This window comes from Pseudoalteromonas sp. CnMc7-15, from assembly GCF_022347925.1.
Classification (GTDB): domain Bacteria; phylum Pseudomonadota; class Gammaproteobacteria; order Enterobacterales; family Alteromonadaceae; genus Pseudoalteromonas; species Pseudoalteromonas ruthenica.
The window spans coordinates 284,731-311,613 of the sequence record NZ_JAKRFT010000002.1; the positions used below are offsets into that span (position 1 = coordinate 284,731).

The 26,883-nt window shown below is 48.3% G+C and carries 26 protein-coding genes; 17 read left to right on the plus strand and 9 right to left on the minus strand.

The window, feature by feature from the left end; genetic code table 11:
* Window positions 1-10 precede the first annotated feature (10 nt).
* Window positions 11-1,090, minus strand: a complete 1,080-nt coding sequence (locus MHM95_RS05045) for an ABC transporter substrate-binding protein (protein ID WP_239384550.1) — start codon at window positions 1,088-1,090, stop codon at window positions 11-13.
* A 44-nt stretch (window positions 1,091-1,134) separates the two neighbouring features.
* Complete coding sequence (locus tag MHM95_RS18855; protein ID WP_239384552.1) at window positions 1,135-2,298, minus strand: DUF418 domain-containing protein; 1,164 nt, start codon at window positions 2,296-2,298, stop codon at window positions 1,135-1,137.
* An 86-nt stretch (window positions 2,299-2,384) separates the two neighbouring features.
* Here MHM95_RS18855 and MHM95_RS05055 point away from each other — a divergent pair, with 86 nt between their 5' ends.
* A complete protein-coding gene (locus MHM95_RS05055) occupies window positions 2,385-2,927 on the plus strand; it encodes a prepilin-type N-terminal cleavage/methylation domain-containing protein (protein ID WP_051034508.1) in 543 nt (180 codons plus the stop codon).
* A 16-nt stretch (window positions 2,928-2,943) separates the two neighbouring features.
* Here the strand turns inward: MHM95_RS05055 and MHM95_RS05060 are convergent, their stop codons facing one another.
* The gene (locus MHM95_RS05060) at window positions 2,944-4,155 is read right to left on the minus strand and encodes an HDOD domain-containing protein (RefSeq protein ID WP_022946791.1); all 1,212 of its coding nucleotides are present in this window, start codon (window positions 4,153-4,155) and stop codon (window positions 2,944-2,946) included.
* 359 nt (window positions 4,156-4,514) lie between these two features.
* On the opposite strand from MHM95_RS05060, the gene MHM95_RS05065 reads away from it, so the two are divergent.
* The 3 genes from MHM95_RS05065 to MHM95_RS05075 all read left to right on the plus strand — a co-directional run bounded on the left by MHM95_RS05065 (window position 4,515) and on the right by MHM95_RS05075 (window position 8,655).
* Window positions 4,515-6,677: a M3 family metallopeptidase gene (locus MHM95_RS05065; protein WP_239384554.1), complete on the plus strand. Its 2,163-nt coding sequence runs from the start codon at window positions 4,515-4,517 to the stop codon at window positions 6,675-6,677.
* A gap of 133 nt (window positions 6,678-6,810) precedes the next feature.
* The gene (locus MHM95_RS05070; protein ID WP_138587421.1) at window positions 6,811-7,731 is read left to right on the plus strand and encodes a hypothetical protein; all 921 of its coding nucleotides are present in this window, start codon (window positions 6,811-6,813) and stop codon (window positions 7,729-7,731) included.
* 54 nt (window positions 7,732-7,785) lie between these two features.
* Window positions 7,786-8,655, plus strand: coding sequence for a mechanosensitive ion channel domain-containing protein (locus MHM95_RS05075; protein ID WP_022946788.1), 870 nt, complete (start codon window positions 7,786-7,788; stop codon window positions 8,653-8,655).
* Between the two features lie 28 nt (window positions 8,656-8,683).
* Here the strand turns inward: MHM95_RS05075 and MHM95_RS05080 are convergent, their stop codons facing one another.
* From MHM95_RS05080 to MHM95_RS05090, 3 genes are all read right to left on the minus strand, one after another.
* Window positions 8,684-9,244 (minus strand): hypothetical protein, encoded by a 561-nt coding sequence (locus MHM95_RS05080; RefSeq protein ID WP_138508270.1) that lies wholly within the window; start codon window positions 9,242-9,244, stop codon window positions 8,684-8,686.
* Between the two features lie 11 nt (window positions 9,245-9,255).
* Entirely contained in the window at window positions 9,256-11,571 is a 2,316-nt protein-coding gene (locus MHM95_RS05085; RefSeq protein WP_239384556.1) for a S8 family serine peptidase, read from the minus strand.
* Window positions 11,572-11,748: 177 nt separating this feature from the next.
* Window positions 11,749-12,177: an Lrp/AsnC family transcriptional regulator gene (locus tag MHM95_RS05090; protein WP_022946785.1), complete on the minus strand. Its 429-nt coding sequence runs from the start codon at window positions 12,175-12,177 to the stop codon at window positions 11,749-11,751.
* Window positions 12,178-12,339: 162 nt separating this feature from the next.
* Between MHM95_RS05090 and MHM95_RS05095 the strand changes: the two genes are divergently transcribed.
* Genes MHM95_RS05095 through MHM95_RS05110 form a run of 4 tightly spaced genes read left to right on the plus strand, consistent with a single transcriptional unit; the run spans window position 12,340 to window position 16,914 of the window.
* On the plus strand, window positions 12,340-13,545 hold the full coding sequence (locus MHM95_RS05095) for an aspartate aminotransferase family protein (protein WP_045979944.1): 1,206 nt from the start codon (window positions 12,340-12,342) through the stop codon (window positions 13,543-13,545).
* Window positions 13,546-13,570: 25 nt separating this feature from the next.
* Window positions 13,571-14,605, plus strand: coding sequence for an arginine N-succinyltransferase (gene astA, locus MHM95_RS05100; protein ID WP_022946782.1), 1,035 nt, complete (start codon window positions 13,571-13,573; stop codon window positions 14,603-14,605).
* Between the two features lie 9 nt (window positions 14,606-14,614).
* Window positions 14,615-16,075 (plus strand): succinylglutamate-semialdehyde dehydrogenase, encoded by a 1,461-nt coding sequence (astD, locus tag MHM95_RS05105; RefSeq protein ID WP_239384558.1) that lies wholly within the window; start codon window positions 14,615-14,617, stop codon window positions 16,073-16,075.
* Between the two features lie 35 nt (window positions 16,076-16,110).
* Window positions 16,111-16,914, plus strand: a complete 804-nt coding sequence (locus MHM95_RS05110; RefSeq protein WP_022945492.1) for a DUF1338 domain-containing protein — start codon at window positions 16,111-16,113, stop codon at window positions 16,912-16,914.
* A gap of 3 nt (window positions 16,915-16,917) precedes the next feature.
* On the opposite strand, the gene MHM95_RS05115 is transcribed toward MHM95_RS05110, so the two are convergent.
* Window positions 16,918-17,169: a TIGR03643 family protein gene (locus tag MHM95_RS05115; protein WP_235418278.1), complete on the minus strand. Its 252-nt coding sequence runs from the start codon at window positions 17,167-17,169 to the stop codon at window positions 16,918-16,920.
* Between the two features lie 102 nt (window positions 17,170-17,271).
* Between MHM95_RS05115 and MHM95_RS05120 the strand changes: the two genes are divergently transcribed.
* Window positions 17,272-17,412, plus strand: a complete 141-nt coding sequence (locus MHM95_RS05120; RefSeq protein ID WP_081604432.1) for a DUF2256 domain-containing protein — start codon at window positions 17,272-17,274, stop codon at window positions 17,410-17,412.
* An 81-nt stretch (window positions 17,413-17,493) separates the two neighbouring features.
* Complete coding sequence (locus tag MHM95_RS05125; protein ID WP_239384559.1) at window positions 17,494-18,390, plus strand: DUF4231 domain-containing protein; 897 nt, start codon at window positions 17,494-17,496, stop codon at window positions 18,388-18,390.
* Window positions 18,391-18,392: 2 nt separating this feature from the next.
* Here MHM95_RS05125 and MHM95_RS05130 read toward each other — a convergent pair whose 3' ends face one another.
* Window positions 18,393-19,217 (minus strand): redoxin domain-containing protein, encoded by an 825-nt coding sequence (locus MHM95_RS05130; protein ID WP_239384560.1) that lies wholly within the window; start codon window positions 19,215-19,217, stop codon window positions 18,393-18,395.
* Window positions 19,218-19,273: 56 nt separating this feature from the next.
* Here MHM95_RS05130 and MHM95_RS05135 point away from each other — a divergent pair, with 56 nt between their 5' ends.
* The gene (locus MHM95_RS05135) at window positions 19,274-20,092 is read left to right on the plus strand and encodes a helix-turn-helix domain-containing protein (protein ID WP_239384561.1); all 819 of its coding nucleotides are present in this window, start codon (window positions 19,274-19,276) and stop codon (window positions 20,090-20,092) included.
* Here the strand turns inward: MHM95_RS05135 and MHM95_RS05140 are convergent.
* The gene (locus MHM95_RS05140; RefSeq protein ID WP_239384562.1) at window positions 20,076-21,056 is read right to left on the minus strand and encodes an MBL fold metallo-hydrolase; all 981 of its coding nucleotides are present in this window, start codon (window positions 21,054-21,056) and stop codon (window positions 20,076-20,078) included. The genes MHM95_RS05135 and MHM95_RS05140 overlap by 17 nt on opposite strands.
* A gap of 92 nt (window positions 21,057-21,148) precedes the next feature.
* On the opposite strand from MHM95_RS05140, the gene MHM95_RS05145 reads away from it, so the two are divergent.
* From MHM95_RS05145 to MHM95_RS05170, 6 genes are all read left to right on the plus strand, one after another.
* Window positions 21,149-21,406: a DUF3081 domain-containing protein gene (locus MHM95_RS05145; protein WP_022943876.1), complete on the plus strand. Its 258-nt coding sequence runs from the start codon at window positions 21,149-21,151 to the stop codon at window positions 21,404-21,406.
* Window positions 21,407-21,455: 49 nt separating this feature from the next.
* Window positions 21,456-21,761: a hypothetical protein gene (locus tag MHM95_RS05150; protein WP_239384563.1), complete on the plus strand. Its 306-nt coding sequence runs from the start codon at window positions 21,456-21,458 to the stop codon at window positions 21,759-21,761.
* Window positions 21,754-23,223 (plus strand): FAD-binding domain-containing protein, encoded by a 1,470-nt coding sequence (locus MHM95_RS05155; protein ID WP_239384564.1) that lies wholly within the window; start codon window positions 21,754-21,756, stop codon window positions 23,221-23,223. Before MHM95_RS05150 ends, MHM95_RS05155 begins: the two co-directional genes overlap by 8 nt.
* Window positions 23,224-23,423: 200 nt before the next feature.
* Window positions 23,424-25,013, plus strand: coding sequence for an AbgT family transporter (locus MHM95_RS05160; RefSeq protein ID WP_026110962.1), 1,590 nt, complete (start codon window positions 23,424-23,426; stop codon window positions 25,011-25,013).
* Window positions 25,014-25,575: 562 nt separating this feature from the next.
* On the plus strand, window positions 25,576-25,866 hold the full coding sequence (locus tag MHM95_RS05165) for a hypothetical protein (RefSeq protein ID WP_239384565.1): 291 nt from the start codon (window positions 25,576-25,578) through the stop codon (window positions 25,864-25,866).
* A gap of 47 nt (window positions 25,867-25,913) precedes the next feature.
* Complete coding sequence (locus MHM95_RS05170) at window positions 25,914-26,876, plus strand: hypothetical protein (RefSeq protein WP_239384566.1); 963 nt, start codon at window positions 25,914-25,916, stop codon at window positions 26,874-26,876.
* The last annotated feature ends 7 nt before the right edge of the window (window positions 26,877-26,883 follow it).

Here is a 26,883-nt window from a genome sequence, read left to right on the forward strand (position 1 = left end):
AAAATCAGAATTAAAAGTGTTGATTGAGGATACTTTGCACATCGAAGGGGTACTCATCAAGTGTGCTGTTATGGGTTCTTGTGTAGCTTTTAAAATCAATTTGCTGCCAATTATCGGGGTCCACCAAAGGGAGGATACGCTTGACGTTTCCTTGATGCGCGATTGCCAGTTTAAAGCGCACTTCTTGAGTGCTACTTTTTGACACTGAAAAGCGGTGATCATAGGCTTTGACCAAAGCCCAAGCCCCCATCAAAAAGTGTCCACCCACCGACGCCGTTTGCCTACCATCGGCTATAGCGCTCAAGGAGTCGGCCAGCCAATCAAAACCACCGATAAACATATCTTTATTGACCACTTTGCCATGTTGCTGAGCTTGTTGTGCAGCCGCCAGCGCCATGGCGTCCGAGGCGCACCAGATGATACTTAACTCAGGATAGCGCCGTAATAGTTTGGCCGTTTGTTGACGGGCAACTTCTTGCTGCCAACGACCATGCACGACTTGCACTAGTTGTCCTTGGTGGTCTGCTAAAAAGTCGCGCAATCCATTCACACGCAGGTTTGTTTCTCCTCCGTAGTGCCCCCCTATCGCCGCCACCAGCGGTGACTCTATGCCTTGCTCAACGGCTTTATTGTGCAAAAAAGAAGCGAGTTGCTGCCCAGCGTGCTGGTTGTCATGGGACAGCTCCGCCAACCAATAATGGAAACGCTCACCAGGCTTTTGCACAAGCTCCCGCTCTTGTTGGGACAGTGTCTCTTCCAACGTGACAAAATAAACCTCGTGCTGCTCCAATAACTGCATAGACTGACCACTGCCGCCGGGGTAATTGATAAGCACCGCATAATCCGGCGCAGGATGAGTGGCTAAATACCGGGCGATGGCTCGATGCTGAAACTCTCGATGACCGTCGCCATAAACAATGTCTAAATTGATGTCCAAGTCCCCGGCAGCTTGCACCGCAAAAGTCTCTACTTTATGCCAAAAAGGGTCGCCCGCTGTAGATGGGTTAACAAACAGCACCCGCATTGCGCCATGTGCGCTAAAGCAAGATGACACATAAAGGATGGCAAATAAGATAACATGGTTTTTCACAGGGACTCCTTGGCTAGCGCTTAGTATAGTTTATGTTGATGGTATTAGCGCCATCGCTCTACCGCTTTGCGCCAAGCCCATTCTACGGGGCCTTGAGTAAAGATGCGCAGATACGCGTTCGCACCAAGCAATTGCACAATGATAATGGCAAAGGCCAATAGCGCGTAATGCGCTAGCGCAAAGTTTTGTGCGATATACAATCCAAAGTAATGGGCAATGACCAGCATCAATGCGCTTTGTGCCAGATAACAACTGAGCGATAAGCGCCCAACATTCGCAAGCAGCCTAACCCCTACACCCATACGTAGGCGTCTACGACTGAGCCAATGCAAAGCAATCACCGCCGTGATTGTGCCACTAATAGAGTTCGCAATAAGGCTTAGCGTTGCCGTAAAGCTATTACCATAGCTAAGATGAATGCCGCTGAGCAGTAAGCAGAGCAACAATCCAGCTCCTACAGACAGCTTCACTTGATGTGACCAAGGCGATGATAAAAAACCACTGCGCCATGTCGCTGCAATCAACATCATCGCCCCTAACTCCAGCCACAACACAGAAAACAGGGATACCAAGGTCATCAGCAGCATATTGATAGCGTTGCTTGAGCGCGTAGTTAAAAAGTGAAAGTTGTCTTGATTGAGATACCCTTGGTATTGCTCGTCGTCATAGGTGAGTGCAGGTTCAATGTATAACCCACTTAAGGTCAATAGCACTGCACTTCCAACAACAATAAACAGTATGCCTTGACGCAGCTGCTGTTTCGCGGGTGAATCTAACATCGTCACTAACAACAGCCCGGCAAGGGCATACCCAAGTAAGATATCCCCCGCCCACAATAGCATCCCATGCACCAGACCAATGACCGCTAAGCAATAGAGTCTGACGCGCAAATAGTGCATAGGTTCGTCGCGCGAGTCCGTGGCACGGCGCTGCCACTGGACAATTAACCCCACCACAAAGAGCGCCACAAACAGTCCCCGAAAGCGCCCATCAAGCAGCAGAACCTGTATGCCATAGAGCAGCGAGTCGGCTAAATGGGTACCGGGCGGTGCGATGTAACCATAATCGAAATAAATGAAAAAAGGGGCATTCAAGAACAACAAACCAAGGATGGCTAGCCCACGCAACGCATCAATTTCAGTACGGCGCGCATCGGTGATTAATTGCCGATAATACCCTTGTTCGGCGAACAAACTGGCCTTAGACACTCCCCCTCCACGATACAAATAGCGCTGACATTGTCGATAAAAAACATTACCATAGCACGGTTGTATTTATACGCGGTATCAGTTTCATGCATTCCTTCATCTGTTGTTCCCCCTCTAATAAGCACCGCTTGCAAAAGGGTTTTACCTTGATTGAACTCATCATCGTGATAGTTATTCTGGCGGTGTTGAGTATCACCGTGTTGCCGCGTTTTTTGAATTTACAAAATGATGCGCGCATAGCCGTATTGACCAATGCGCAAACCAGTATCGAGCAGGCGAATACACTGATGCAGATGAAGGCACAGATGCCTAGCTACCGAGCCACTGCGGTGACCGGGCGCAATGACCTGATTGATGTTGACTTAAACCGAGACGGTGTCATTGACCTCAGCGACGATAGCCCGGATGTGAGGTTGAAATGGTTTTTCTTAGATAACACCGATGTCGTCAAGCGGGTGGAATTTAGCGACGCCTTGGTATTTGAAGAACAAGGCATCGATTTTACCTATATTGGCTATGACTTTGATGACGACGGCGCGGTGCAAGATGACCAGTGCTATGTGCTCTACACACAAGCGCAATCTGCCGATCAGCCACCTACTTATGCACGCCAAACAACAGGATGCTAAGCGCTATCGACGCGCTTTACAAATCATCGAACATTTGCGACCAGGTAATGGCCGATTGGTGTAAATTGGGCAACCCCTCATCACTGATGTTGAGCGGTACACAGGCTCTTTGCATCGCCCACCAACTGCCAGACTCGTACGCTTTTACCAGCTCGAGCAGATAAAACAAGGTGTTGTTTTCCCCATTTAGCGCATTGGCAATATCATCGGGGAAAGGCAATTGCTCAACAATGCTTTGCATGGGTCTATCGAGCATGGCATCAATGAGTGAAAAGAGCCCTACAAGGAACGCGCTGCTACTGAGATGAGGGAAATAACGCTTTGCTAATAGCTCACAGAAGCGCGCGCGAATTGACGACATCTTGGTCAGCTCAAGCGGTTTTTCGTGGGCGATATGGGCGGTCACTATCAGTGACACAAAACGCCGCACCCGCAGCTCGCCTAGATACACCAAAGCTTGCTTAATGGAGTCCATACGCTCTTTAAGCGGAAACAGCCCAGAATTGATAAAGCGCAATAATTTGTAGGCTAAGGCGGTGTCTTGAGAAAACACCTCGCTGAGTTTATTGAGATTAATATTGGGCTTGAGGGTCATGCTGTAAATCATCATGATCAATGCCGAACGAGCAACACAATCGCGCTGTTTAACCATTTGCGGGCGAGCAAAATAATAGCCCTGAAAAAAATCAAAACCGCGTGCTTTGGCTTGCTCGTATTGCTCTTGCGTTTCTACTTTTTCCGCTAGGTACTTTATATTTGGATACTTTTTTAACACTGCAAGGGTTTGGTCTATTTCCTCAAAGCTGCTGTGCATAAGGTCAAACTTAATAAGCCGCACTAGCTTTAGAAACTTTTCCCATTGTGGGTGGTATTGAAAATCATCGAGCGCCAAACGAAAGCCACGGTGAAACAACTCTCGGCACAACTGATAGTGCTCTTCACTGGGTTCAACAGTCTCGAGTATTTCAATCACCACTTTATCGGTAGGAAGAAACTCTCCTAAACGGGCATGTAGCGATTGCTCACCAAAATTGATCAGTGCTTTTCGCCCACCGGTGAGAAATGATAAACCTTGATTGAGCTGATTATCATAGATCAGTTTGGCTGTCGCGGTTTTATCCTCGACATTCGGGAAACGGTTGTCTTCACCATCGCGAAACAACAACTCATAAGCAACCACCTTCTGTTGCTTGTTAAATACTGCTTGGCGCGCTACAAAAACGTCCAACCCTGCTCTCCTCGGCTACCAAATTCGCACTCAATCTTCACTACGACGCAAGTATACCCACCGCAAAAAACTTCACAATCGAACAAAAGCATAGGGTTGGAGAAGAATTTAACGCTTTACCTGGGTGTTAAGCATGGCTGAAGATGAAAAAAACACCAACAAATCGACGAAAAAGCGCAGAATTAAGGCCAAGTTACTTGTTGTCAGCACACTTTGCCAGTAATGTTACAGCCTATCAAAATGAAAGAGCCCCACCCTTCTTTTCATGATTACACAGTGCAAGTCACTGCACTCTCCCGGGGACGTGGCTTGCTCATGCGATAACTGACAACAATAACTTCCTGATAATGGAGTAAGCAATGCGTTTATCTATGATTGCCGCAGCGATTGCTGCGACTACCCTAGTTACAGGCTGTAGCGAGCAACCTGCTAACAACGAACAAAACCAAGCTCAAACCGAACAAGTAGCCAAAACCACCACTGACGCTGTACAAGAAAATCTCTTTTTAAGCCCTAGTCCATTGCAATATATGGCGCCCGAATTTGATAAGATTGATACCAGTTTATATGAGCCGGCATTTGATGCGGGGATTGAAGAGCAACGTGTTGAGATTGAAGCTATCGCTAACAATTCTGAAGCGCCTACTTTTGAAAACACCTTGGTTGCAATGGAACAATCCGGCGCCATTTTGGACCGTGTACGCGCCGCTTTCAACAATCTCTCTGGCCTAATCTCAAATGATGAATATCAGCGTATCGATGCCAAAATGGCGCCGGTTTTGGCCGAGCACCGTGACAATATTTATCTAAACAAGGCCCTTTTTGACCGTGTCGCTGCTGTTTATGACAACAAAGACACGCTGAGTAAAGAAGACCAACGCCTGGTTGAATATTACTATAAACGCTTTGTGCGTGCGGGTGCTAAGCTGGATGAAAGCCAAAAGCAACGTATGCGCGAGATTAACTCTGAGCTTTCTAAACTCAGCACTGAGTTTTCGCAAAATATCTTAAAATCATTCAAACAAGATACCATCTTAGTCACAGACAAAGCGCAATTAGCAGGTTTAGCTGAAGATGAAATTGCCAGCTTAAAGGCAGCTGCGGAAAAAGCAGGAAAAGACGGCTACATGATCACCTTGGTCAACACCACCCGTCAGCCAATTCTTTCAAGCCTCGAAAATCGTGAGCTACGTGAAAAAGTGTGGCGCACGTCATCACAGCGCGCGCAACAAACCAATGGCCCAATTGCTATTAAAGAAGCGCAGCTTCGAGCAGAAAAAGCTGCTTTGCTTGGTTTCGAATCATGGGCACATTACCAGCTAGACGATCGCATGGCGAAAACGCCGGATGCAGTGTTTACTATGCTTGATGATCTCGCGCCGAAAGCGGTCGCTAAAGCTAAATCTGAAGCTGAACTCATTCAAGCAGCAATCAAAAAAGACGGTAAAGACTTTGAGCTTAAGCCTTGGGATTGGGCTTATTACGGAGCGAAGGTGCGCGCCGAGCTATATGACATTGATGCAAGCTTAGTAAAGCCTTATTTCGAAATGAATACCGTTATTAACGACGGCCTGTTCTTCGCCATGAACAAGCTTTATGGCATCACCATGAAAGAGCGCAATGACTTGCCAACCTACCACGAAGACGTGTTTGTATGGGAAGTATTCAATGAAGATGGCAGCTCAATTGGCCTATTCTACCTTGACCCTTATGCTCGCGAAGGTAAGCGTGGCGGCGCGTGGATGAGTGCCTATGTATCGCAGAACCACCTTAAAGGAACCAAGCCTGTTATTTATAACGCGCAGAACATTCCCAAGCCAGCTGAAGGTCAACCAACACTGATGACCTTCTCTGAAGTTACGACTATGTTCCACGAGTTTGGTCATGCCATTCACGGTCTGTTCTCCGATGTAAAATACCCATCGCTTGCCGGTACGGCCACTGCCCGTGACTTCGTTGAATTCCCGTCTCAGGCTAACGAGGACTGGAACATTGAGCCGAGCGTACTCGCTAACTATGCTAAGCACTACAAAACTGGCGAGCCTATCCCTCAAGAGCTGCTAGATAAGTTATTGAAGTCGCATACCTTTAACCAAGGTTTTGATACCACTGAATACCTAGCCGCAGCGTTGCTGGATATGGAATGGCACTCTATTGCACCGGGTACCAAGGTTGAAGACTTTGCCCAGTTTGAGCAAAACGCGCTTGAAAAACACGGCATTGATTACTACCCAGTGCCGCCGCGTTATAAAACCTGCTACTTTAGCCACATCTTTGCTGGCGGCTACAGCGCGGGCTACTACGCCTACCTTTGGACAGAAGTGTTTGCAGCGGACTCGTTCGCACATATGCAAAACGAAGGTGGCTTGACCCGTGAAAACGGTGATCACTATCGTAAAGAAGTACTCTCGCGTGGTAACAGCCGTGATTTAATGCAAAGCTACATTGAATTCCGTGGTCAAAAGCCGACCACCGACGCATTACTTAAACGCCGTGGTCTCGTGGAAGACAGCAAAGAGTAAATAAACGCTTTATAAGCACATCATAACGCGGCCCTTGTGCCGCGTTTTTTATTGAAAAAATTCATACTCAGGTACAGGCATCCCTACTGTGGCCCTGCTATAATGCCCAGCGTTTTTCCACACCATCCAGATTATGATAAAAAAAACGCTTATTACCCTTATTTCCCTCAGTGCAATCGTCCTTGGCGGCGCCGCTGTCTGGTTGAGTTATCAGTTATATCAGAACAAGTTTGTCACTCTAGATCCACAACTTAAAGAGGTGTCGGGGATTGAGTTTGATAAACGTGGCCGCTTGTGGGCCATTAACGACAGTGGCGATGGCCCATTTCTCTATCAGGTCGATGACAAAGGCAAAGTGCAACGGCGCGTGCAAGTGGTCAATGCCAAGAACATTGATTGGGAAGACATGACCCAAAACGAATTTGGCCATTTCTTTTTAGGTGACTTTGGTAACAACGATAATCTGCGCCGCTGGCTGACAATTTATAAAATAGAAAACCCCATTGATATTAAATCTGATGAAACCAACGCAGAGATCATTAAATTCACCTACAAAGAATTATGGGAGCAGCCGCTTACGCCTGAACGTAAGAACTTTGATTTAGAAGCCTTTGTTGAGTATCGACACCAACTGTATTTATTTACCAAAAATAGAACTCAACCATTTGATGGTAAAACGAACTTGTACCGTATTGGCAATCACGCGGGTAATTATGAGGCGCAATTTATCGCCTCATTTCAAACCTGTACCACCGCCGAAAAGTTATGTTGGGTGACGTCCGCAGCCATGAGCCCAGATAGAAAAAAGCTGGTATTGCTAGACTCCACCCATTTATGGCTGTTCGAGAACTGGCAAGGCGATAATTTTTTCTCCGGTACCATAGATAAGATCAATCTCGGTTTGGTAACACAAAAAGAAGCCGTCACGTTTTACGACAATGACACCCTGGTTATCACCGATGAGGAATTTAACGGGATTGGCCGCAATGTCTATGTTATAAAATTAACACAACAACAAAGAGAGCGTGTCAGCGATGGCTCCAAAGCCTTGTAGTATAGCGCCTCACTGACCACCTATTTAAGGAGTAATAGGGTGCTAGATAGTCCTATGCTAAAACAAATTACCGAATCCTTGGATACCGTTATATTCAGCTATGGCGGCTCCGCGTTTACCCTAGCGACCTTGATTCAAATCCCACTTATCATCGCCGGCGTGTGGCTCGTTGTGCGCTACATTGGTCGGCTCATCCATCGCCGTATTATACAAAAGCGAATGGGGCCAGATGCGGCGCTTTTATTCAAACGTATCTATTTGGTGCTGTGCATCATTATTATCATCTTTACCACCCTTGAAGTGCTTAATATTCCGCTCACCGCATTCGCATTTGTCTCCGGGGCCGTGGCGATTGGCGTTGGTTTTGGCGCACAGAATATCATTAACAACTTTATCAGTGGTTGGATCCTCATCGGTGAGCGCCCAATCCGTATCGGCGACTTTTTAGAGGTCGGTGATGCCAAGGGCGTTGTGGAAACGATTAACACCCGTTCGACCCGCATTCGCCGTAACGATGGCGTGCACCTACTGGTTCCTAACAGCCAGCTGCTAGAGAATACCGTAACCAATTGGACACTGATCGATACCATGGCGCGCACCTATGTTCGAGTTGGCGTGGCCTATGGCAGTGATGTGAATTTAGTGGCTCAGCTTATCACCGAAGTGCTAGAAGAGGTGCCCACCGTACTCAATAACCCACCCCATAGCGTTATTTTTGAAGATTTTGGCGACAGTGCGCTTATCTTCGATGCAGTCTTTTGGGTTAATGCGGAGGCCGAGTCCAACGTACGGAAAATAAAAAGCGATATCCGTTTTGGAATTTGTGAAAAATTTGCCGAGCATGATGTGGTTATCTCATTCCCACAACGAGACGTGCATATTGATGGTGAGTTGCATATTCGCCAACAAAAAAGCCCCAACTAGTGGGGCTTTTTACTTCGCTTAAATGTGCTTAGAAAGCATCAACGACCTTGTGTAACACTTCTACTTTACTGGCTTTAACCAAATCAGAAGCTTGAAGCTGGTCATTAAGTTGCTGCAATTCTGTGGCCGTCGCTGGCTTAACCAAAACGGTGCCATTAGCAAACTGTTGAACCATTTGTAAGTCGAAAGTGTTAAGCACTGCGTCAATATCGCCCGCAGGGATGAGCACTAAATTGCCGCTTACTGTAGCAAATTCACCACGTAGGGAGTGGCGCATTACATCGCCTTGCCACAGCCCCTCACGGTCACTGGCTACAGCGCCATCATTCGCTTGCACGTAGGCATTCGTGCCCTGCACGCTCACAGTTTTAGCCGGATCGGCTAAGTAAGCAGGTACGATACGGACATTGTCCACCTTCTCATACAGACCCACGCTGGCCTTTCGCTCTAACTTAGCGGCACTAATCGCAGGCACATCTTGAGTGCTTAGCTTATTACTTTGGTCCATAGTCGATTTTAGCGTTGTAGCATGAACTGGCGCCATAATCGCAGCGCTTAGCGCTATTGCAAGAGTTGTTAACTTATTCATTATTATGCTCCTTATTGACGACCAGTTACACGTAAACCCCATCCCTCGAGGACAGATTCTGCCTCGTTCGGGAAGACTACGCTGGTTTGACCGTTCATACTAAACGCAACTTGATTAGGCTGCGCCGTATCAACGACTTTCACAGTCCAGGTTCCTTTCGCACTCTCGCCATAGAAAGCGTTTGAGCGGAAATGCACCGTTGGCAAGTGAACATAACCTTGAGCAAAGTTGAAGTTGGCATCCAATGCTGGGTAAAGCTGCGCATGATGAGACGCAAGAACCACACTCTTAGTGCCACTTGGCGAAGTCACTTCGATAGCCAAGTCTGAACCCGCAGAGCTTTGAATCAGGCCCGGGATTTCTGGGTGACGGTAATCGGAGCGCATTTCTTCGTTAGCCACTGTGAAGCTAAACTGCATTGCTTCGATAGTATAGTCATCCGCCACTTCGATGCTGTGCGTTGCACCTGCCGCGTTGTTATCTGGAACCACTAAGGCTAATGATGCATCATCATTTTGAACACCCGCTGAAAGCCAGTCTGATTGCAGACGCTCGCCTAAGTCAACATCATAGTTCAACGCCATTTTAACCGCTTCACCCGCATTCACACGGCCAAAGCCATAGAAGTTATTGAAGTGGTAACCTGCGGCGTTTTCTACCCAACCTTGGTGAGCGACAAACTCGCCGTTAGCCGTATTGAGCGTAACAGCGGCGTTATCAGCGTCAGTCATGCTCGCCGTTGTCGCCAAAATATGTTGAATGTCGCGAGCGCTCAGATCTGGGTTAGCTTCCATTAGTAGCGCAACCACACCCGCCGTGTTTGGTGCCGCAGATGAGGTACCGCTCATGGAGTTACTGTAGTGACAGCTTGGGTTCATCGGGTGACCTGGGAAGTCAAAGTTTTTATATCCTTCAAGGAATGAAAGCGGCACACCCCATGCACTCTCTAAAGCATCCATCATCGGCAGTCCCGACGCACCTTGCAAGCAGGTCATTTCGTCCGTGGTGACCATTGCTGGCTCCCAGCTGCCGTCTTCACCGGCAGGAGCCGCAATAAACATGGCACTACCGGCAATAGAATAGCTTGAACGCTCGCCATTGGCTTTTAGTGCCGCCACAGACACACTGTGTAAGCTACGGTTAGCCTGAGAAACGTTGAGATCAATACAGCTTAGGCCGATGTCATTAACACCTGAAGAGCTACAGTAATTGCCGTTGTGGCGCCCTTCTTCGAAATCGTTACCCGCTGCGTTAATGCTTAAAGCACCTTTGCCATCGCGCAACACATCGCTAGCATAGGCCATGTTTGCCTCTTCGAACGGGTCCTCTGGTAAGAACGCCGGTGGGTTATAGCCATAGCTACGGTTAAACACTACCTGCTCATGGTTTTGAATACCACTGGCAGGTAAACCACTGATCAAGGCGCCCATGTGCGCGGCATTTTGGTTGGGAATATCCAGGTAGTTCATGGAGATAATTCCCGCATCAGGGGCCACACCACGACCACCCACACCATTGTGTGCTTTAGCCGCAATTAGACCGGCCACCGCAGTACCATGACGCGATGTTTTATCGCCTGTGATGGTCGGGTTAGTTGGGTCGAGGGCGTCATCACGCAGGTTTAAAGAGCGGTGAGCGAGCACGTTATCAGCCAAATCTTCATGGCCAATTTCTACGCCTTGGTCGACCACGACGGCAATACTGCCTTTACCCGTGATTCCCAGTTTATACGCTTCCAATACATTCATATCCGCACCGGCAGCGCGGCTAGAAACAAACGAATCCTCGAGTTGGGCGAAATACGCTTCTTGGTCTTGCTCGGCGATGCCATTAAGCACAGCAAGCTGTTCTTTGAAGATATCACTTTGAGCAAAAGCGCGCTGCTCATTGTTGTGTAAGTGCCACTGCTGCGCTGCTAAAGGATCGCCAGTAACATCGCTGATAGTGATGCTGCCAGCCGACGTTTTACCATTGGCAGAGACATCGTAATTGATAACAGCAGGCTGTCCTGATAACGAGGTGTAAATAAACTCTTTGTCTTCACCAAGTGCTAAAGTGCCGTGTGAGAACGTATAGATACCGTCTTCGGCCGCAACCACCTGGTCTTCGTCATAGAATGTCAGCGTGATAGCATCGCCATCTTGATCGTGAGCAATCAAGGTGCCGGTCATCGGCTGCCATTGTTTCACTCCCTCAAGACTGACTTCCCCAGCTTTCGGTGCAGTATCAACTACAGGTTGATCGTCGCTGTCGCTGCCACCACAACCACTTAATGCGATAAGCATTGCGCTGGTCAAGGCGCTTAATTTTATTTTATTGTTGTTCATTGACCTTCCTTCATTGTGAATGAAGGAACCGAATTTACGCAAATAGGAACATACACTCAATAGAGTATTTACATCTCTTTACAACTAAAGCATGAATTTGTCATATTTTGGTGTAAGAGTTCAAAAAGCCAGCACTTTAAGGTTGTTTATTGAACCCCAAGGCAACATTTTCCTACATTAGCGCTTGAATTTTGTTTCTAAAATGACTGATGAATTGGTGCGCTCAACGCCATCTAGGTTGCCAATATCATCAAGCAAGTGACTAAGCTTTTCGAGATTTTGCGCTTGCACTACCGCGATCAAGTCAAACTCGCCACTAATGGCATATAAGTCGGTAATCGCATCTATGTGCTTGAGTTCAATGTTGGTTTTCGTGGTGAGCTTTTGTTTCACCTTAATCGACACATGGGCTGACACCATGGATGATAAATAGGCGTCACCATACTCGACACTGTAGCCTTTGATAACGCCACTTTCTTCTAGCTTTTGCATCCGGCTTTGTACCGTCGAACGAGATAAATCCAGTGCTCTGGCCAAGTCAGAAATACTGGCGCGAGCATTGGTGCGCAGCAAGGACAACAACTTTTCATCTTGTGCGTTAATCATTTTGCATGCCTTTTTCGTTAATTTGATGGCTATTATAATCAATTTTAACAATATGGCACTGCAAATTGAACTTGATTAACGGCACCATAGCAGTAAGTTTTAATGAATCTATGCTTGGTGCAGCAATGACTCGGCCAAGCACAGTAAAAATAAAGGTGTGTCATGCAAGTAAATCGTGAACTATTTAATGAAGTAATGGTGCCAAACTACAACCCGTCAGCGGTTATTCCGGTAAAAGGGGAAGGCTCTCGCGTTTGGGACCAACAAGGTAATGAATTTATCGATTTCGCCGGTGGCATCGCGGTCAACTGCCTAGGTCATTGTCATCCAGCTCTGGTTACTGCATTGAAAGAACAAGGCAGTAAAATCTGGCACCTTGCCAACGTTATGACCAACGAACCGGCTCTGCGCTTAGCGAAAAAACTCACCGACGCAACCTTTGCCGATCAAGTGTATTTTGCCAACTCTGGCGCTGAAGCCAATGAGGCGGCGTTAAAACTGGCTCGTCGTTGGGCGTTGGATAACTTCGGCGAAAAGAAAGCAAAAATCATCGCGTTTAACAAAGGCTTCCATGGCCGTACTTTCTTCACCGTTACCGTGGGTGGCCAAGCCGCTTACTCTGATGGCTTTGGGCCAAAACCGGGTGAAGTAGTTCACTGCGATTATAACGACCTCGAGACTTTTAAGTCGTTGATTGACGACGACACCTGTGCGGTGATGATGGAGCCATTGCAAGGTGAAGGTGGGATCATTGCCCCTGATATGGACTTTGTTAAAGGCGTGCGTGAACTGTGCGATAAGCATAACGCGTTACTTATTTTTGATGAAGTTCAAACCGGTGTTGGTCGCACTGGCGAGCTATACGCCTACCAAGGCCTAGGCGTAACACCAGACATTCTTAGCTCAGCCAAAGCACTGGGCGGCGGCTTCCCTATTGGTGCCATGCTTACCACTAAAGAGATTGCCAAACACTTAAAACCGGGCACGCATGGTTCAACCTATGGCGGTAACCCACTGGCCTGTGCGGTCGCTGAAGCAGCATTTGACACGGTAAACACACAGCAAGTGCTAGAAGGGGTGAAAGTTCGTGAACAGCTATTCCGTGACGGTCTCAATGCTATCAATGAAAAGTACAATGTGTTCAGCGAAGTACGGGGTAAAGGCTTGCTACTAGGCGCGGTACTTAACGCCGACTACCAAGGCCGCGCCCGTGATTTCCTTAATGCGAGCGTTGAAAACGGCCTAATGAGCTTAGTCGCAGGCGCCGATGTAGTTCGCTTTACGCCATCGTTGGTGATCCCTGAAGCGGATATCAAAGAAGGGCTAGCGCGCTTCGAAAAAGCCGTTGCTTCGCTGGTTAACGCCTAGTAACCACACGGCTAAGAGCCTACTTATGTTAGTACTTAGACCTATTCGCGGCGATGACTTCGCCGCGCTAAAACAAATCGCCATCGAATCGGGCCATGGTTTTACCTCGCTGCCTGTCGATGACGAGTTGTTACAAGCAAAAATCGAGCGCTCAGAGCGCAGCGTTGAAAAGCATGTCAATGGCCCCGGCGATGAGGGCTATTTGTTCGTACTGCAAGATACCGAAAGCGGCGATATTGTCGGCACCACCGGCATTGAGGCGGCAGTCGGTATGAGCGTGCCGCTGTATCATTATCGGCGCTCCACCTCGGTGCATCACAGTCCAAGCTTAGATGTTTACAACCGCGTAGATACTCTGTCGATGTGTAACGATTACACCGGCTGTTCGGAGATCTGCACCTTATTCTTGCGTGAGCCGTATCGGCGAGGACTCACCGGTCGCTTCTTATCGCGCATCCGCTTTTTGTTTATGGCCGAACACAGCGACCGTTTTAGCGACACCATTATCGCAGAAATGCGTGGAGTCAGCGACGAGCATGGCCATTCGCCTTTTTGGCAATGGTTGCAACAACACTTTTTTAGCATCGAGTTCCCTCAAGCCGACCACTTGGTAGGTTTAGGTGACAAGACCTTTATTAGTGAGCTGATGCCGAAATACCCCATTTACGTCAACCTTCTCAGTGAAGCGGCCCAAGCGGTCATTGGCCAGGTCCATGACAACACCAAGCCGGCGTTACGACTGCTGCAACGCGAGGGCTTTGAGCACCGTGGCTATGTTGATCTCTTCGATGCTGGGCCAACGGTGGAGGCCAAGCTAGGCAATATCAGCACCGTTCGCCAATCGAAAGTATGCCCAATTCTCATCAAAGAGCAGCTTGAACCGCAGGCCACCACTTGGGCGTTATGTAACGATAAAGTCGCCGATTTTCGCGCTATTTTTAGTGATGCCGTTGAATATTGCGACATCAAGCACCAACTTTATATCAGTGCCGAGGCTGCTGACACTTTAGGCGTCAGCCAAGGTGATTCAGTGCGCTTTTTCGCACTCTCTAGTCGTTAAGGAATGGCTATGAATGTTCAATTTATAAATAACCAATGGCTGGCCGGTGAAGGCCCGCGTTTTGAATCGATCAACCCCGCTACAGACAGCGTTGTTTGGCAAGGCCAAGGCGCCAGCCCAGAGCAGGTCGATACCGCTATCGCCAGCGCCCGTGCCGCACAATTTGCTTGGTCGCAGAGTGCACTTGATGAGCGTATTGCCGTACTCGAGCGCTTTGTCGAGCAGTTAAAGGCCAATGCCGAAGAGCTCGCCACCACCATCGCCGAAGAAACGGGCAAACCCATTTGGGAAACGCGCACCGAAGTCGGCGCCATGACCGGCAAAGTGGCTATCTCGATTCGCGCTTACCAGGAGCGCACCGGCACGGTAGAAAACCCGATGCCAGGAGCCAAAGCCTTTATTCGTCACAAGCCCCATGGCGTGGTGGCGGTTTTTGGCCCTTATAACTTCCCAGGTCATTTACCCAATGGTCATATTGTACCTGCCTTATTGGCTGGCAATACTGTGGTATTTAAACCATCAGAGTTAACACCTAAGGTCGCCGAACATACCCTTAAACTTTGGCAACAAGCCGGTTTGCCAGCTGGGGTTATCAACCTAGTACAAGGTGAGATTGAAACGGGTAAGGCCCTGGCCTCACATCAAGACATTGATGGCTTATTCTTTACCGGCAGCTCACAGACCGGGCACTTATTGCACCAACAATTTGGTGGTCATCCGGGCAAGATCTTGGCGCTGGAAATGGGTGGCAATAACCCATTGATTGTCAAAGGTGTCAGCGACATCGACGCCACCGTCCATGATATCGTGCAATCAGCCTTTATTACCTCAGGTCAACGTTGTACTTGCGCTCGCCGCCTATTTATAGAGCAAGGTGAACAGGGTGATGCCATTATCAAGCGTTTACTTGAAGTAACCAGCAACATTAAAATTGCCGACAGCTTCGCCGCAGAGCAGCCATTTATGGGCGCGATGATCAGCAAAAAAGCGGCAGCGGGCATGCGTGCAGCGTACGAGCAACTGCTTGCACAAGGCGCTACTTCCCTACTGGAAATGCAACACCTTGATACAAACACTGGTTTTGTCAGCCCCGGCATTGTTGATGTCACCAACATCGATTTAGCCGATGAAGAACATTTTGGGCCGCTGTTAAAGGTGTACCGCTACAGTGATTTCGACAGCGCCATCAATGAAGCAAACAATACCTCATATGGTCTATCAGCCGGTCTTTTAGGCGACAGCCAAGCTGATTACGACTACTTTTTAGGACGCATTCGCGCTGGTATCGTTAACTGGAACCGCCCCATCACCGGTGCCTCAAGTGCCGCACCTTTTGGTGGTATTGGCGCCAGTGGCAACCACCGAGCCAGTGCCTATTATGCTGCCGATTACTGTGCCTATCCGGTAGCGTCGGTGGAAGCACCCACGTCTACCTTGCCGGAAAAACTTGCGCCGGGCTTAATACTTTAAAAGAATCAAACGCATCTATGTGTTAAGGAATTATTATGCATAACAATGTAAACACACTATTTGAACACTTGTGGGACAACTACCTTGAAGTGACTCCATCAGCCGTTAAAGTACACGAGCTACTAGGCTCGACTCAACGCGATGACGTTATTAACGACCATATTGCGCTGCGCACCTTTAACTTGCCTAAGGTTGGCTTAGAAAAGCTCGCTGCGCACTTTAAAGCCGTGGGTTACAAAGAGTGTGGCGAGTATCACTTCGAAGCCAAGAAACTCTACGCCAAGCATTTTGAGCACGAAGACCCTACTCAACCTAAAGTGTTTATCTCTGAACTACTTGTTGAACAGTTCTCAGATGAGCTACAAAAAACCGTTCATGAGATGGTCGATAGCATTGATGAAGACGCCGTCACTGCAGACAACTTCTTATACTCTGGCACCCATTGGGATGTCAGCTATGAAACCTATCAAAAGCTATTGGCAGAAAGTGAATACGCTGCCTGGATGTCGGCTTGGGGTTATCGCGCCAACCACTTTACCGTGAGCATTAACCACTTGGCGCAATTTGATACCATTGAGCAGGTGAACCAAAAGCTTAAGGATGCTGGTTTTAAACTGAATACCTCAGGCGGTGAGATCAAAGGCTCTCCAGAGGTGCTACTAGAGCAGTCATCAACGCTAGCTGACGATGCCAAGGTGGCTTTTTCAGACGGTGAAAAAGCGGTACCAAGCTGCTTCTATGAGTTTGCTCTGCGCTACTTGAAGCCTGATGGCGAAATCTACACCGGCTTCGTCGCCGCTTCTGCGGATAAAATCTTCGAAAGCACCAACGCCCGTTAAGGGTTAACGGTGCTTATACTGAGTCTTGCAGTATCCGCGTTCAATACGCGGATCACGCAAGGCTTGGTGTTTACTTTTGCGACCACTAACCCGCGCTCGCCAAAGACGAAAACTCCCCGCCTTTAGTTCACGACGCATCAGTTTTATTACCGCTTGCTCATTGAGACCGTAGAGGCGTTCAATGGCCTCAAACGGGGTTCTATCTTCCCATGCCATTTCAATAATACGCGAATGATCGCCAGCACCGCTGCTCATCGTATCTCCTACTCATTGATTACTAATCACCACGCCTATTAGCCATAACGGCAACAAGGCTCATGGTGCAGTTAAACCTTGGCAAAGGCGGGAAAGATCACTGTGGCGCACAAAAAAGTTAATCTTCCTTATAAATATTGTCCGGTGTGTGGCTTGCGCTTTACGTGGCGTAAAAAATGGCGCAATAACTGGCCTTCTGTACGTTATTGTTCGAAGCGCTGCGCAGCTAAAGGTGTAGGCTAAATACTTTATTATCAAGGTGTTTTCTAGCATACTTAGCGCATATATGCCGCTATTGGATTTTACACTAAGGAAGGTTTGCGCATGGGTGCAAAGCAAGATGTTACTGCCGAGCTACTACCGGATTGGGACCACTATATTGCTAGCGAGCCCAGTCGGGCCCTCGCGGATATTTATCAGCGCGCAGGCGCTCGCAGCCAAGATATTCGCAACTGGTATTGGCGCAGTATTCAATCCAAACGCCGCGCCTCATTAACGGTGCGCATTCTGACTTTCTCTTTGGTTATTCTTGGGGCTTTACTGCCTATTTTTGCCGGTCTATTTGAGCATTATCAACAGCGTCTATACCTAACCCAAGCAGGTGTCGGTGCGCTTGCTCTGGCGGGACTGTTACAAGCGGCAGATCGTATTTTTGGTTGGTCCAGCGGTTGGATCCGCTATATTTCCACGGTGACAGAAATGGAAAGCCTCAGCCGACGCTTTGAGGCCGACTGGTCACAGTATATTTTACACCGCCAACAGCCATTGCAACAGGACGATGTCCGCGCCCTGTTTGATTTGTCGCGCCACTACTTAGCGCGCACCGCACAATTACAAAAAAGCGAAACTCGGCAGTGGGTGTCAGAGTTTGCCACCGGCAATGAATTGCTCGGCGAGCTTATTCAACAATACCAAGCACCGTCGCAGCCAAGCGAATCAATATCTGCGCCGTCAACCACGCAACCGGGTGCCCAACTTGGGGCGGTGAATGTTAAGGTGGAATTTAGCCACAGCCCCTACTGTTATGCCATTGCCATCGACGATGCCGCCCCGATACGTTGTTGCGCCCACACGTGGACACAGCGCCATCTCGCACTGGGCGCGCACATCATCAAAATCTATGACGAGCAAGGTAACGAGGTGCTGGCGCAACAAACTTTTTATGTCAGCGCGGCACAGATTGCCGAGCTCACTATTGCCTTGCCGGCACGCTCAACATAGCCTTATTGGGCTGCGTGGGTATTGCTGTGTAGCAAGTGCGGCAACGCTTTGACCTGATAGGCTTTAAAAAGTTGGCCGCCGTTATCTATGATAATATCAATGCTGGGGTGAAACTGCTGTGCAAACACTTGCGCATCCGCCGGCGTGGTCCACAAGTTTGACACCACCACCACCACTTTTTTGCCTTGCTCGGCGAGCTTATTCACTCGCTCACGACTCGCTTGACACTGGCGCGCCGTATCCGCCTTGCGCTCTTGCCAGTAACTCTCGCACCATGTGGCGCTAAATAGCACTGCATCTGCCAAAGGGAGCTTTGTTGGCGATGGGTCATTTTCTCGAAGCATCTTGGTTGGCAGTGGCTTAGCGTTGGCCAATGCCATGAGTGCCTGGGCCAACTGTTCATCGCTTTGATGGCTGCGATAGACTAATTGCCCTTGGCGGTTAAACAGCAAATGCAAGGGCGTCCCTTGCAAGCCGACCTGGGTTGCTAATTGCTTATGCTCATCCTGAGCAATCGTCATACCCAGTTGAAAACGCTCAACCACCTTGTTAATGGCCTGCGCATCATCGTTCAGGTCGATGTTAACGGCAACAAAGGCTAATTTATCGCCAAAATCTTGATAATGCTGCTGCAATTTTGGCATCTGTTGCATGCACGGGCTGCACCAGCTTGCCCACATCTTTACATACAGAGGCTTCGCGCCCTGCAACTGCGCGAGTGACACTGAGGTACCGCCTTGCAGCTCTTTTAGCTGAATGTTGTGCAATGGTGTGGCGTGGATGAACCAAGAAACGAATGTAAAGGTCAAAAGTATGAAGTATTTCATTGTTGCTACCTAGTTATTGCGATGGCCCTAAATTAGCAATATGCTGGTGGCAAAGCTTGAACAAAACCGACAATGTCATGACCTCGCCCACACGCATATTGAGCAGCCAGTATTATCGTCCTTTAAGCGACTTTGCCCTGCATATAAAGGCCCTGTCTGTAGGTGGTGTGGCCCAGGTATGGCAGGCGCGAACCGGCGCTGAACAGCCCTACTCGCAGCAATTGTTACACGCTGATGCGCGCATGGGCTTGCTCGCACTTACACAGGGTCAGGCTTATTTAGGCGAGCAGTTATTAACGCCGGGGCTGTACATCACCGGTTGTCAGCAGCATAGCAAGGTGTTGAGCTGTGCAGCGGGCACTCATTTGCTCGGAGCCCGTTTTCATTTAGCGGCACAGGGCAGCTTCATCAGACAACCCGCCGCAGAGATGGTGAATCAATGTATTCGCATTGATGATATCGACACCGCCCCGCAACTGCACCGCGCCGCGCGATTCAGTGAAGCGCAACCATTTTTTGATCTCATTAAAACCCTGAGCAGCCATTTACCCCGCCAGCAACAAGTGCTCAGTGGCGCCGCGATTGAGGTATGCGCCAGCACCGCCGATTTAGCCGAGCAACTGGGTAAAACCCCGCGCACTATCGAGCGCTACTGCAAACACCACATTGGCATTTCCCTGCGCAGCATTCATAAACTGCAAAGAGTGGCCCGCGCCCGCGAGCGAATTAAACATCAGCGCCAAACGTCTTTAACCGAGTTGAGTTATGCTCTAAATTTTGCCGATCAGGCTCACTTTAGCCGTCAGTTTAAACAAGTGGTTGGGCTCAGCCCGCGTGATTATCAACAACTAAAATGGGCTAATCGTTCGGCCTAAAGGGCTGAGCAAACCGCGCATGTATCAGCGCACTGTGGCCCTGTTTGTCTACACCAACACATAAACCATCTTCCGCCAAATACAGTGCTCCGCTATACCTGTCTGTGGCAATGTCAGCAATGTGCGCCATCGTTGCATCTCCCCCGTATCGGGCACTGAAATGGGTGAGTATCAGGCTCGGCACCTGGCGCTGTTGGGCATAATCACAAATTCGCTCAACGTCGCTGTGGCCAGTGTGAAACCCAACCTTGTGTAAATCTTTGGCGGTGAAAGTCGCCTCATGAACCAATAACTGAACCCCTTCGATAAGCGGGTCTAAGCATTGCGGCTTTTCATTATCGCCACACACCATGACGCTGCGCGCTGGCCACGATGGATAGGTATATTGGGTGGCCGTTAAAGTTCGGCCCTCAAAGGTTACGTCTTCACCACGTTGCAGTTGGTTATAATGGCGGCCTGAGTCGATATGGTGGCGCTTAAGCTGTGCAATATCCAGCTTTAATGGGATGGCATGCTCGTCAAAGCGATACGCCTTGCTTGGCACCCGGTGTTGTAGCGCGCAGCTGCGCACTGTGGCCCAAGAGCCGGAGTACTCATCAAGGGCATCATAATCATAGAGCTGCAAGGGAAAGTTCAATTGCCAATCACTGAGCTTAAGAGTGGCACTGACAAAATCCAGCACCTGCTGTGGGGCGATGATGGTAAGCGGCGCTTGGCGGCCACTGAGCCCGGCCGAGGCAAGTAGCCCCGGCAAGCCATAGCAATGGTCGCCGTGTTTATGGGTAATAAATATCGCCTCAAGGTGATAAAGACTGAGCGTCGTTTTTAATATTTGATGCTGCGTTGCTTCACCACAATCGACCAAATACCAAGGCTTTTTATCCTCTCGAAACACCGCGTAGCCTGAGACATTGCGCGTTGATGTCGGTGTGCCCGAACTACTACCGAGAACCTGGACCTGCATTGTGGCCTCCTTGAACAAATGAAGGTGTTGGTTGATTTTACGCACCTTACCCCCAAAATATAAGTAACGACAGCAACATTGTGAGAACCTCGATGAAAAACGAAATAGACAGTAAGACCCTGCTGCGGGTCTATGAACATATTCAAAAACATGGTGAGCAAACCGACGAGGGCAAGTTCTATGAGGGGCTCACGGCATTTTCTGATGTCGATGGCTATACCGTCTACCTACAAGGAAGTGGTGTGTTAATGCGCTTTGGTTTTCACAACACTTACCACCTCGATTACCAAAGTGATAAGAACAAAGAAGATTTCATCAAAAAAATTGAGGCGATAGCTAAACAAGCTTGATCGCTGCGTTACTGTGCCTGCGTATATCTTTTCATAGCAGTTTAAGGAGATGAATGTGCGCAGGCCTCGAGGTCCAAGAAAGACCCCCAAGACATTACAACACCATAGTGAGCAAGTGGTCGCCGCTCTAAAAGCGGACCCCAGTAAGCTCGAACTGATCAAAAATAACTTGAAATATTACCGCCAGCAGCGCCATCTTAAGCGCGGCTTTTTACTAGCCATCGAGCGTTTTGATTGGGTTTTTAGCGCGCACAGCGATGTCGATGAAATCTGCGACGCACTGCTGCGCGACGACTATATTGGCAAACGCTTACGCCGTTATCCCCTGCTCTACAAAGGAGTATTGGATGATTAGCTTGGTGTGGTTAAAGCGCGATTTGCGCATTAATGACCATGCCCCTATTCATTTTGCCGCGCAAAGCATGCGCCCGGTGCTGTGTCTGTACGTTATTGAGCCCGAATATTGGTGCCTTGATGACACCAGCGAGCGCCAATTTCGTTTCATTGCTCAAGCATTGCACTCCCTAGCTACCCAACTTGAGCGAATCGGCGGGCGGTTATTAGTGCGGCGCGGAGAGGTGTGCGACATCTTAGCGCGCATCCATCAACATGCGCCTATCCATACCCTGTATAGCCACCAGGAAACCGGCAACTCGTGGACGTATATCCGAGATAATCAGGTGTTTTCATGGTGTCGCGAGCGCAGCATTGCCATTGCCACCTATCGCCAACAGGCGGTATTTCGTGGCGCGATAGAACGCGATCATTGGCAAACAAAGGCGCAGCACTGGCTCAAGCAACCGCAATTAGAAAGTCCCACACACTTAACGAGTTTGCTTAGCCATCATGACGGTTTAGCATTACTCGATCACTATCCGGGCAACGATAACCTTATTGCCAGCGGCGCCCAGCATGGCGCCCACGCCTGTGCCTTGGCCACCCAGCAAAGCTTTTTAGCAACGCGCATGCACCACTATCGCGGCGGCATTTCTTCTGTCCTCAGTGCCCCCACCCGGTGCTCTCGTTTAAGCCCTTACCTCGCCTATGGCGTTATCAGCCTGCGCGAAAGTATCCAGAGCCTGGGTGCTATCAAAGGCGCCGTAGGCCATAAGCGGGCGGTATTGGCCCGTATGCATTGGCACAGTCACTTTGTGCAAAAGCTGGAGTCAGAGCCGAGCTATTGTGAACACGCAGTGCACCGCGACCTTATTCATTTACGCGCCGAGCAGTTTGACGAGCAGCAGTTTTTAGCCTGGTGCCAGGGGCAAACGGGCGTACCCTTTGTCGACGCCTGCATGCGTTTTTTGCATCACTATGGTTGGATTAACTTTCGTATGCGCGCCATGCTTATTGCCTATGCCAGTTACCAACTCTGGTTAGATTGGCGCCAACCAGCGGCGTTTTTAGCAGCGCAGTTTGTTGACTATGAACCCGGTATTCATTATCCCCAAGTGCAAATGCAATCGGGCTGCACTGGTATCAATCCGTGGCGAATGTATAACCCGGTGACACAAGGACAAAAATACGACCCGCACGGTCATTTTATTCGTCGCTGGCTGCCCGAGCTGAACAAGGTGCCTAGCGCCTATGTGCACACCCCGTGGTTATACAATGGCCTCAGTCATGACACCTACCCGCACCCGAGTGTGCTACCGGACATTGCCCTGCGACAAGCCAAAGCGCGCATTTCCGATTACTACCAGCGCCATGTCAATAGCCGCGAGACGGCGCGCGTGGGCCACCAACATGGCTCCCGTAAACGCCAGCCAAAGGCAACAAGTAAAACAAAATCAAGCAAACAGCTGGGGCTATTTTGATCTCTTAGCACTGTTGGTGCGTAACAATTATTGCTTTTCCCTAAAGCATTATGCCCCTGAGCGGGCAAGCAGAGGTGCCCACCTCTGCTTTTTTTTGGCTATCCATCGCGCGCTGCTCGGCTTTGACCGATAAACGATGACCGCCGCGCGCAATAATGGTATCTTTTGCGCCATTTGTGACTCCAAGGACAATAACAGGTATGAGTAAAGCAGTCTCATCTGACATGCCAGAACAACAAAAGGGGTGGTTTAATCGCTTTCTAGCAACGGTCGAGTTTCTCGGCAACCTGCTGCCTCACCCTATCACTCTATTCGCACTTTTTTGTGTCGCCATTGTGGTTATCAGCGGCATAGCCGACTGGGCCGGCCTCAGCGCCATAGACCCACGCCCTGAGGGCGCTAAAGGACGCGATCCAGATGGGGTGATCGAAGTCGTGAGCCTATTTAGCGCCGAAGGCTTGCGCCGCATTTTTGAAGGGTTAGTGACTAACTTTACCGGGTTTGCGCCGCTAGGCACAGTATTAGTGGCCTTACTAGGGGTGAGCGTTGCTGAACACTCTGGGCTACTGTCAGCGGCCATGCGTGGCATGGTCATGGGCGCCTCTAAACGGTTAGTGACGTTTATGGTGGTGTTTGCTGCGATATTGTCAAATACCGCTTCTGAGCTCGGTTATGTGGTACTTATTCCCCTAGCAGCAATGATTTTCCACAGCCTTGGACGCCACCCTCTGGCCGGTTTAGCGGCAGCGTTTGCTGGGGTTTCCGGTGGCTACAGCGCCAACCTTCTATTGGGCACCATTGACCCATTGTTAGCAGGGATCACCACCCCAGCGGCACAAATGATTGACCCTGACTACCAAGTGGGCGCTGAGGCCAACTATTACTTTATGTTTGTATCGGTGTTCATGATTGCCATCTTAGGCACTTGGGTCACTGAAAAAATCGTTGAGCCGCGCTTGGGTAAATATGACCCCAGTGAAGCCAGCATTGATTTGGGCGAGAATAAAATCGACCACCTGAGCAAAAAGGAAAAAACAGGCCTCAAATGGGCGGGTCTTTCGTTTGTGCTTATTGGTGTAATTTTAGCGTTCACCATTATCCCCGATGACGGTATCTTGCGCCATCAAGAGACCGGCGAAGTGAAAGGTTCCCCGTTCTTAGAAGGAATTGTGGTGATCATTTTTATCACCTTTGCTATTCCTGGTTTTGTTTACGGCCGAGTGGTCGGCTCAATGAAAAATGACCGCGATATAATTGATGCCATGAGCAAAAGTATGGGCTCGATGGGCATGTATATCGTTCTGGTGTTTTTCGCTGCGCAATTTGTCGCCTTCTTCAAATGGACCAACCTCGGGACTATCTTAGCGGTGAATGGCGCTGCCTTGTTGCAAGCGCTTAATCTAACCGGGCCTGAGGTGTTTGTGTTCTTTATTCTTATGTGTGCCATGGTGAACTTGAGTCTCGGTTCATCATCAGCGCAATGGGCAGTAACCGCGCCTATCTTCGTTCCTATGCTGATGCTTATTGGTTATGCCCCGGAAACAATCCAAGCCGCCTACCGCATTGGCGACTCGGTGACGAACCTTATCACCCCGATGATGAGTTACTTCGGTCTCATACTTGCGGTTGCAACCAAATATAAAAAGAATATGGGTATTGGCACCTTAGTCGCGACCATGCTGCCTTACAGTATGTTGTTCTTTATTGGCTGGGTATGTTTGTTCTACTTATGGGTGTTTGTGCTCGGCATGCCAGTCGGCCCAGGCTCGCCCACCTACTATCAACCTTAAATAAGAAAAGCCGGCCTCTATGCCGGCTTTTTTGTATTTGCCCACATAAGTTCAAGGCACATTACCTTTGGCGTATGCAGCTGAGGATGTTGAACAACGTTGCATACAAAAATCTCGTATGAGGTCACGTTATGATTCGAAGTGAATAGCTCTGTTAGAGGAAAGTCAGAAAAAAAATAACGCGAGCATTTGAGTTAGCAAAAATCGCTCTCATTTTTATATATCAAAGTTGGAAATAAAAACTCTGTTAAGATATCCAACATCAGATTACTTCAATCGCATAGGTGCTAACGTCCACCTGTTCATTCCCTTGAGAATATGCAAAAACTGTATATTAAAACAGTTACGTCGCAATCGCTCACTTAGTCAAGAAAACGACCCAATCGCGTGCTTTTGTCGCAAGATAAAAACGAGCAATAGCTATTTTTAATGATACTGGCAATGAGTTAACTAGTCTGCTAAAAATATATCATTCAGAAAAGTGAGCGGTAGCGTATTAGAAAAACGCGCGATTCGCTCGCTATAGACATATTAACTGCCAAAATCAACCAAGGAAGGGTTAATGCAGGCTACTTTAATTATCGGACTACCAGTAATAGTAATTTTGTTGCTCATTACAATGTTAAAGCTCAAACCAATTTTCAGTTATATGGCTATAGTTGGATTAGGGGTATTGTCATCATTCGCAGTGGAATTCTTTTTCTGCTCTGTTCTAAAAACACAGTGTGAATCAGATGCTTTAAACGCAGTAGGTCTCTTATTCCTTTCATTATATGTAATAGTGATTAGTGCGGTTATTTACGCTATTTTGCCGCGTAAGTTTAAAAAACATCGCGGTGATCATGTCAGCTAGCAAACCAAGTAAGCGGCTTAATCAAACTATCAAAAGGATCACAAGTCATGGAAACTGATAACCAAAGCAAAATAAACTCTGAAGATATTAGTCTCAACAAGGATCAGTTCATTTCACTACTGATATCCTCAATAACAAGTGAGGTCTATCAGAGGGTTGAAGAAAAGCAATCTAAAAATAGAAATATATTTATTGGTGTTTCATCTTTAGTCCTTGCTATTTTTGTTTCATTAGGAGGTGTTCTAATGAATCAGCTTATGGATGTCGCTATCGACAAAAAGATAGCTCAAGCTCAGGAGGAGAATTTGGGTGAATCCCTCTATGTATTTGAGGTGGCGGCGTTAGATATAGAAGTTCGCTCGATATTGGAAAGCGATAGATTCTCAAACGAAGATGCTGAATCTATCATTAGAAAAATTGATAGGCTCTACAAGTCTGGAGTGTTAACTCAAAAAGATCCCAACATAATCAATGAAAATATAGAAAGATTGAGTTACTCGGTTAGTAAAGCAATTTTGTCTTTTGGACAAGCTGACCGGGTAGACTATATTCTTGAGGTTGAGAGAAAAGCATCGCTGGTTGCTCAGAGAAGCGATGAAGTTCCTTTAGTGATGGCGATTTCATTAGGTGACCGACTCCTTCAAGATTCAAAAGCACCTGAAAGTTGGGAAAGTGGTGGCTTTTTAAATGATGAATATCAAAAGTTTTTTTCCTACCTTAAAAAAGCAAAAGAAATAGGTTACCCCGAACTTTATATTTTATATGAGTTATTTATGAGTCAATCGAAGGGGCTTTCGGATTCAGATTTTGAACCTCTATTAAGTGATCTATCTGATCTTTCTAGTGAAGATATAGAGCACTTTAACCGACGATTTATGTCTGTCATTAATTCTAATCGTAATGCCGGTGAGGTTCGTCAAAAGAAAATAGCTCTTGAAATATTACGTAAATACTCAGACAAGAGTCCGACTTTGAGTCATTTGAGTGATTTGGCACTTTCAGACAGCTAACAAAAAA

Coding starts and splice junctions, on each gene's coding strand:
- MHM95_RS05140 (WP_239384562.1), bottom strand. CDS start 21,056: ATGCAGGTCCAGGTTCTCGGTAGTAGTTCGGGCACACCGACATCAACG.
- MHM95_RS05115 (WP_235418278.1), bottom strand. CDS start 17,169: ATGAGCAGCGGTGCTGGCGATCATTCGCGTATTATTGAAATGGCATGG.
- MHM95_RS05110 (WP_022945492.1), top strand. CDS start 16,111: ATGCATAACAATGTAAACACACTATTTGAACACTTGTGGGACAACTAC.
- MHM95_RS05165 (WP_239384565.1), top strand. CDS start 25,576: ATGCAGGCTACTTTAATTATCGGACTACCAGTAATAGTAATTTTGTTG.
- MHM95_RS05125 (WP_239384559.1), top strand. CDS start 17,494: ATGGGTGCAAAGCAAGATGTTACTGCCGAGCTACTACCGGATTGGGAC.
- MHM95_RS05170 (WP_239384566.1), top strand. CDS start 25,914: ATGGAAACTGATAACCAAAGCAAAATAAACTCTGAAGATATTAGTCTC.
- MHM95_RS05075 (WP_022946788.1), top strand. CDS start 7,786: ATGCTAAAACAAATTACCGAATCCTTGGATACCGTTATATTCAGCTAT.
- astD (WP_239384558.1), top strand. CDS start 14,615: ATGAATGTTCAATTTATAAATAACCAATGGCTGGCCGGTGAAGGCCCG.
- MHM95_RS05070 (WP_138587421.1), top strand. CDS start 6,811: ATGATAAAAAAAACGCTTATTACCCTTATTTCCCTCAGTGCAATCGTC.
- MHM95_RS05155 (WP_239384564.1), top strand. CDS start 21,754: ATGATTAGCTTGGTGTGGTTAAAGCGCGATTTGCGCATTAATGACCAT.
- MHM95_RS05085 (WP_239384556.1), bottom strand. CDS start 11,571: ATGAACAACAATAAAATAAAATTAAGCGCCTTGACCAGCGCAATGCTT.
- MHM95_RS05090 (WP_022946785.1), bottom strand. CDS start 12,177: ATGATTAACGCACAAGATGAAAAGTTGTTGTCCTTGCTGCGCACCAAT.
- MHM95_RS05080 (WP_138508270.1), bottom strand. CDS start 9,244: ATGAATAAGTTAACAACTCTTGCAATAGCGCTAAGCGCTGCGATTATG.
- MHM95_RS05095 (WP_045979944.1), top strand. CDS start 12,340: ATGCAAGTAAATCGTGAACTATTTAATGAAGTAATGGTGCCAAACTAC.
- astA (WP_022946782.1), top strand. CDS start 13,571: ATGTTAGTACTTAGACCTATTCGCGGCGATGACTTCGCCGCGCTAAAA.
- MHM95_RS05065 (WP_239384554.1), top strand. CDS start 4,515: ATGCGTTTATCTATGATTGCCGCAGCGATTGCTGCGACTACCCTAGTT.
- MHM95_RS05145 (WP_022943876.1), top strand. CDS start 21,149: ATGAAAAACGAAATAGACAGTAAGACCCTGCTGCGGGTCTATGAACAT.
- MHM95_RS05130 (WP_239384560.1), bottom strand. CDS start 19,217: ATGAAATACTTCATACTTTTGACCTTTACATTCGTTTCTTGGTTCATC.
- MHM95_RS05150 (WP_239384563.1), top strand. CDS start 21,456: ATGAATGTGCGCAGGCCTCGAGGTCCAAGAAAGACCCCCAAGACATTA.
- MHM95_RS05160 (WP_026110962.1), top strand. CDS start 23,424: ATGAGTAAAGCAGTCTCATCTGACATGCCAGAACAACAAAAGGGGTGG.
- MHM95_RS05055 (WP_051034508.1), top strand. CDS start 2,385: ATGCATTCCTTCATCTGTTGTTCCCCCTCTAATAAGCACCGCTTGCAA.